4 protein-coding genes are annotated in these 5,047 nt (G+C 67.4%); 2 read left to right on the forward strand and 2 right to left on the reverse strand.

The window, feature by feature from the left end; all coding sequences use genetic code 11:
• Both G3N97_RS36545 and G3N97_RS36550 read left to right on the forward strand, forming a co-directional pair.
• Positions 1-2,240, forward strand: a 2,240-nt coding sequence (locus G3N97_RS36545) for an ATP-binding protein (protein WP_205997653.1), incomplete at its 5' end; no start/stop codon positions are given.
• A gap of 74 nt (positions 2,241-2,314) precedes the next feature.
• On the forward strand, positions 2,315-2,752 hold the full coding sequence (locus G3N97_RS36550) for a response regulator (protein ID WP_205997654.1): 438 nt from the start codon (positions 2,315-2,317) through the stop codon (positions 2,750-2,752).
• Positions 2,753-2,803: 51 nt separating this feature from the next.
• Here G3N97_RS36550 and G3N97_RS36555 read toward each other — a convergent pair whose 3' ends face one another.
• The gene (locus tag G3N97_RS36555; protein WP_205997655.1) at positions 2,804-3,172 is read right to left on the reverse strand and encodes a nucleotide pyrophosphohydrolase; all 369 of its coding nucleotides are present in this window, start codon (positions 3,170-3,172) and stop codon (positions 2,804-2,806) included.
• 75 nt (positions 3,173-3,247) lie between these two features.
• On the reverse strand, positions 3,248-5,047 hold a 1,800-nt coding region (locus G3N97_RS36560), incomplete at its 5' end, for an ATP-binding protein (protein ID WP_346778173.1).

Here is a 5,047-nt window from a genome sequence, read left to right on the forward strand (position 1 = left end):
CCGCGCGCGAGGCACTCGCTGCGCCGGGCTCGGACGGCGCGCCGCAACTCGTCGGCACCATCGACGATCCGCGTGGCGGCGACCGCGCGCCGCTCGCCGTGGTCGCGCATCGCTACGACGGCGTCGCCATCGTCGAGCTCGAACCGGCGCTCGGCACCGGCGACGTGTTCTCCTCGCTCTATCCGCTCGTGCGCACCTTCCTGCACGCGTTGCAGGCGAGCCCGGGCGTCGAGGAACTCGCGCGCCTCGCCGCCAGCGAAGTCAAGCGCATCACCGGCTACGGACGCTCGCTGGTGTACGGTTTCGACGAAGCGGGCAACGGCCACGTGATCGCCGAAGCGCTCGACCCCGGCTACGCCTCGTATCTCGACCAGCGCTTTCCGGCCGCCGACATTCCGGCCCAGGCGCGCGCGCTCTACGTGCAGAACCGCATCCGTCTGATCGCCGACGCCGACTACGCGAGCGTGCCGCTCGTGCCGCCGCTGCATCCGGCCACGGGCCGACCGACCGATCTCACGTGGTCGTCGCTGCGCAGCGTTTCGCCCGTGCACGTGCAGTACATGAAGAACATGGGCACCGGTTCGTCGATGTCGATGTCGATCGTGGTGCGCGGCAAACTCTGGGGCCTGATTTCCTGCCATCACGCCAGCGCGCGCCTGCCCGCGTTCGAAGTGCGCGCCGCCTGCGAGCACATCGCGCAGATGCTCTCGCTGCAGATCGAGGCGCGCGAGGACGGCGCTCAGGCCGAGTACGGTCTCGCGCTGCGCCGCCGTCTCTCGCGGCTGCTCGCGAGCATGGCGAACAGCGAGCACTTCGTAAGCGCGCTCGCGGCCGAGCCGCACGAACTGCTCGCGCTCACGGGCGCGAGCGGCGCGGCCATCGTGTTCGACGGACGCATCGTCACGGTGGGCGTCACGCCCGACAAAACGCAGATCGAGCAGATCCTCAACTGGCTCGACAATCAGCATGGCGACGTCTACGCGAGCGAACAACTCGCACAGGAGACGGGCACCGCGTTTCATCACGACGCGGCCGGCATGCTCGCCGTATCGATCTCGCGGCTCTTTCGCAATTACGTGATCTGGTTCCGACCCGAGGTCGTGCGCGCGCTCAAGTGGGCCGGCGATCCGCGCACGAAGCTCGCGCCGTCCGGCACGGCAACGACGCCCGCGCAGGCGCTCTCGCCGCGCGCGAGCTTCGACGTCTGGACCGAGATCGTGCGCGAACGCTCGCTGCCGTGGCGCGCCGCGGAAATCGAAATCGCGCGTGAATTCCGCGCCGCGCTGCTCGACATCGTGCTGCGCCGCGCCGAAGAACTCGCGCAACTCGCGCTCGAACTGGGCCGCGCGAACGAGGAACTCGAAGGCTTCTCGTACACGGTCTCGCACGATCTGCGCGCGCCGCTGCGCCATATCGCCGGATTCGCCGATCTGCTCGCGCAAACCGAAGGCGACGCGCTCTCCACGCGCGGACGGCATTTCGTCGAGCGCATCGCGGCGTCGGCGCGCTTCGGCGGCAAGCTCGTCGACGATCTGCTCGCGTTCTCGCACATGGGGCGCGCCGCGCTGCACAAGCAAGCCGTCGATCTGAACCGGCTCGTCAAGGAACTGATCGCCGATCAGCAGCGCGAACATCCCGCGCGCGCGATCGACTGGCGCGTCGCCACGCTCTGCACGCTCACGGCCGATCCCGTGCTGCTGCACGTCGTGCTGCGCAATCTGATCGACAACGCCGTGAAGTTCACGAGCACGCGCACGGAAGACGAGGCGCCCGCGCTGATCGAAATCGGGTGTGCGCCGGGCGAAGGCGATCTCGCCGATCACGACATCGTGTTCGTGCGCGACAACGGCGTGGGCTTCGACGCGCGCTACGTCGACAAGCTGTTCGGCGTGTTCCAGCGCCTGCATCGCGTCGAGGAATTCGAGGGCACGGGCATCGGACTTGCTAGTGTCAAACGGATCGTCGAACGCCACGGCGGCCGCGCGTGGGCGACGAGCGAATTGAACGTGGGCACCACGGTGTCGTTCGCGATCCCGCGCGTGGCGCTCGCGCCATCCGCACAGGGAACACACTTCGCGGAATCGGTACAAAGCGGCGCACAAAGCGGCACACAACGCGGCGCGCAAGAAGCTGCGAAAAGCGGCGCGAAACGCGGAGAATCGGCGGCCGCAGCCGTCGCGCGGCTCGCGTCGGTCACGCCGGGCGCGCAACCGTTTCGCAACGTGCGCAAGCCGGATTAGCCGCGCTCATCGATCAACCTGCAACCCTGCCATACCCAACGCGCCTTGAGGCGCCGGAGAAAGAGGACACCGTCGTGCTAAGACCCATTCTGCTCGTGGAAGACAATCCGAACGATATCGAGCTCACGCTGATCGCGCTTGAAAAAGCGCGCCTCGCCAACCCGGTGGTCGCGCTGCGCGATGGCGCGGAAGCGCTCGACTATCTGCGGCGCGAAGGTCAGTGGGCCGATCGCCTCGACGAAAACCCCGCCGTCATTCTGCTCGACAAGAAATTGCCGAAGCTCGACGGTCACGAAGTGCTGAAAGTCGTGCGGGAGAACGCGCATCTGCGGCGCATTCCGGTGGTCATGCTGACTTCGTCGCGCGAAGAAAAAGATCTGCTGCGCAGCTACGATCTGGGCGTCAACGCCTACGTGGTGAAGCCCGTGGAATTCGACGACTTCATGGATGCGATCAACGACCTCGGCGTCTTCTGGGCCGTGCTCAACGAGCCGCCGCCTTATTCAGGTTGATTCGCGCGCTGCTTCGCACGTTGAATTGCACGGTGAATTGCGCGCCGATCCTCACAGATCGGAGTGTTTCTTCGCGTTGCCCTTCGCCTTCTCGACCGGATAGCGCGTTTCGTTCACGCGCACCTTGTCGGCGGCGGCTTTGACGAGATCGAATCCCGCCGTGTGCGCGGTCAGCAACAAATAGATGAAGACGTCCGCGCATTCCTGTTCGAGATGGGCGCGCGCGGCGGGATCGGCGAGCATGGCGGCGATCTGCGCATCGTCTTTCCACTGGATGGTTTCGAGCAGTTCGCCCGCTTCGATGCTGGTCGACACGATCAGATTGCGCAGCGTATGAAACTGCTGCCAGTCGCGCGCCTCGCGAAACGCGAGCACCTGCGCGATGAGCGCGTCGAGCGGCGTGGAAGTGGAATCGTTCATGTCGGCGGCGTCAGTGAGCTATTCGGTGCGGCGATTTTACCGCCGCATTCACCACTTTCACCGCATTCAACGCATTCACCGATAGCGCGGCATCGTCACCACGAACGTCGCGCCCTGGCCCACGCCTTCGCTGTGCGCGCGGATCGAGCCGCCATGCAGGCGCACGATGCTGCGCGCGAGCCACAAGCCGAGCCCGAGTCCCGACGCGCGTCCGCTGCCGCCCGCCTGATAGAAGCGCTCGAAAATGCGTTCGAGCACGTCGGCGCCGATGCCGCGTCCGGTGTCGCGCACGCTGAGTTCAACCTGATCGCCGTGCACGCGCACGCTCACCGCGATCTCGCCCGCCTCCGTGAATTTCAGCGCATTCGACACGAGATTCCAGATGACCTGACGCACGCGTTTTTCATCGGCCATCACGATGCAGGAATCGAGATCGTCGGCGACGAGGCGCACGCCTTTTTCCTCGATGCGCATGCGCATGTCCTCGGCGATATTACCCGCGAGCGCGCCCAGATCGACGGGCGCGAGTTCGATCGACAGCTTGCCGGTGGCGATCGCGCCGCTGTCGAGCAGGTCGTCGACCATCAGCGCGAGCTGACGCGCGTTACGCTCGATGACCGTGCCCGCGCGCGCCATATGCGCGACGTCGGCCGAGCGTTGCAGCAGCGTCGCCCAGGACTGGATCGCGCCCAGCGGCGAGCGCAGTTCGTGGCTCACAGCCGCCACGAAATGATCCATCGCGCGCGTCGCCTCTTCGCTGCGCTCGCGCGCGGCGCGCTCGGTCACGGCGGCGGCCTGGTGTTCGAGCTCCGACTCCTTGCGCATCGAAATATCGAGCGCGAGCCCGATGATCGACACCGCCGCGGGCGGCGCGTGCGCCTGCTCGTTGTTCTCGATGGTTTCGCTGCCGCGCGGACGCGTGGCGCGCAACAGAATCCAGCGCCGCTGCCGGTTCGGCCAGGTGACGCGAAAATCGACTTCCACGGGCGTATCGGTGTGGCGCGCAGCGTCGAACGCGCTGCGCACGCGCTCGCGATAGCCCTCGTCGATCAGTTCCTCGAAGAGCCGGCGTTCGGTGATGGTCGCCACGCCTGGCAGACCCAGCAGCGTCTTGAACTGCTCGTTGCAGGTGAATACGCCCGTGCGCGTCTGCAGTTCCCACGCGCCCACGCTCGCGAACGCCAGCGCGTGCTGCAGCTGTTCCTGCTGCACGCGCAGCTGCTCGTTGGCTTCGTCCACCAGCACCTGGCGCAGACGCGCCTGCGAACGCAGCTTGGCGCGCTCGCGCTGCTCGCGCGCCTCCTGTTCCATGCGTTCGGTGATGTCGTGCACGCAGAGCCCGTAGAGCAGCTCGCCGCGCGCGGTGCGCATGAGCGTCGCGCGCACCTGCCAGTAGCGCGGCACGAGCGCGCCGTTGCCGTTGAGCGCGAGGTCGTAGCGGATCGGCGGCGCGAGACGGCTCTCGCCGGGCGCGCCATCGGCGAGCAGGCTCTCGATCCACTGGCGGCGCGCCTCGCGTTGCGCCGTGGAGCCCGCCTGGTTGATCGCGTAGATCGAGCGGCCGACGATGGCTTCGCGCTCGCACGAGACGAGCGCCAGATAGGCGCGGTTGGCTGCGACGACGGTGGCGTCGGCGTCGAGGATCAGCCAGGCGTCGGGCAGCGCTTCGAAGATTTCGGCGACGTCGAGCAGCGCGCCGGTCTCCGGCGCGGCGGACGCTTCCATTGAATCGGCCATCGACCCGGCCATCGGCTCCGCAGCGGACTCGCGCATGATGCGTCGACGCCCTGCAGCGCTCAGGCCGCGACCACGCGCGCGGCAGGCGCGGCCGTGTCCTGCGAGGCCGGCGGCAGCAGCGCGATGAGCCGGTCGAAC

This window comes from Paraburkholderia sp. Ac-20347, from assembly GCF_017104805.1.
Lineage (GTDB): Bacteria > Pseudomonadota > Gammaproteobacteria > Burkholderiales > Burkholderiaceae > Paraburkholderia > Paraburkholderia tropica.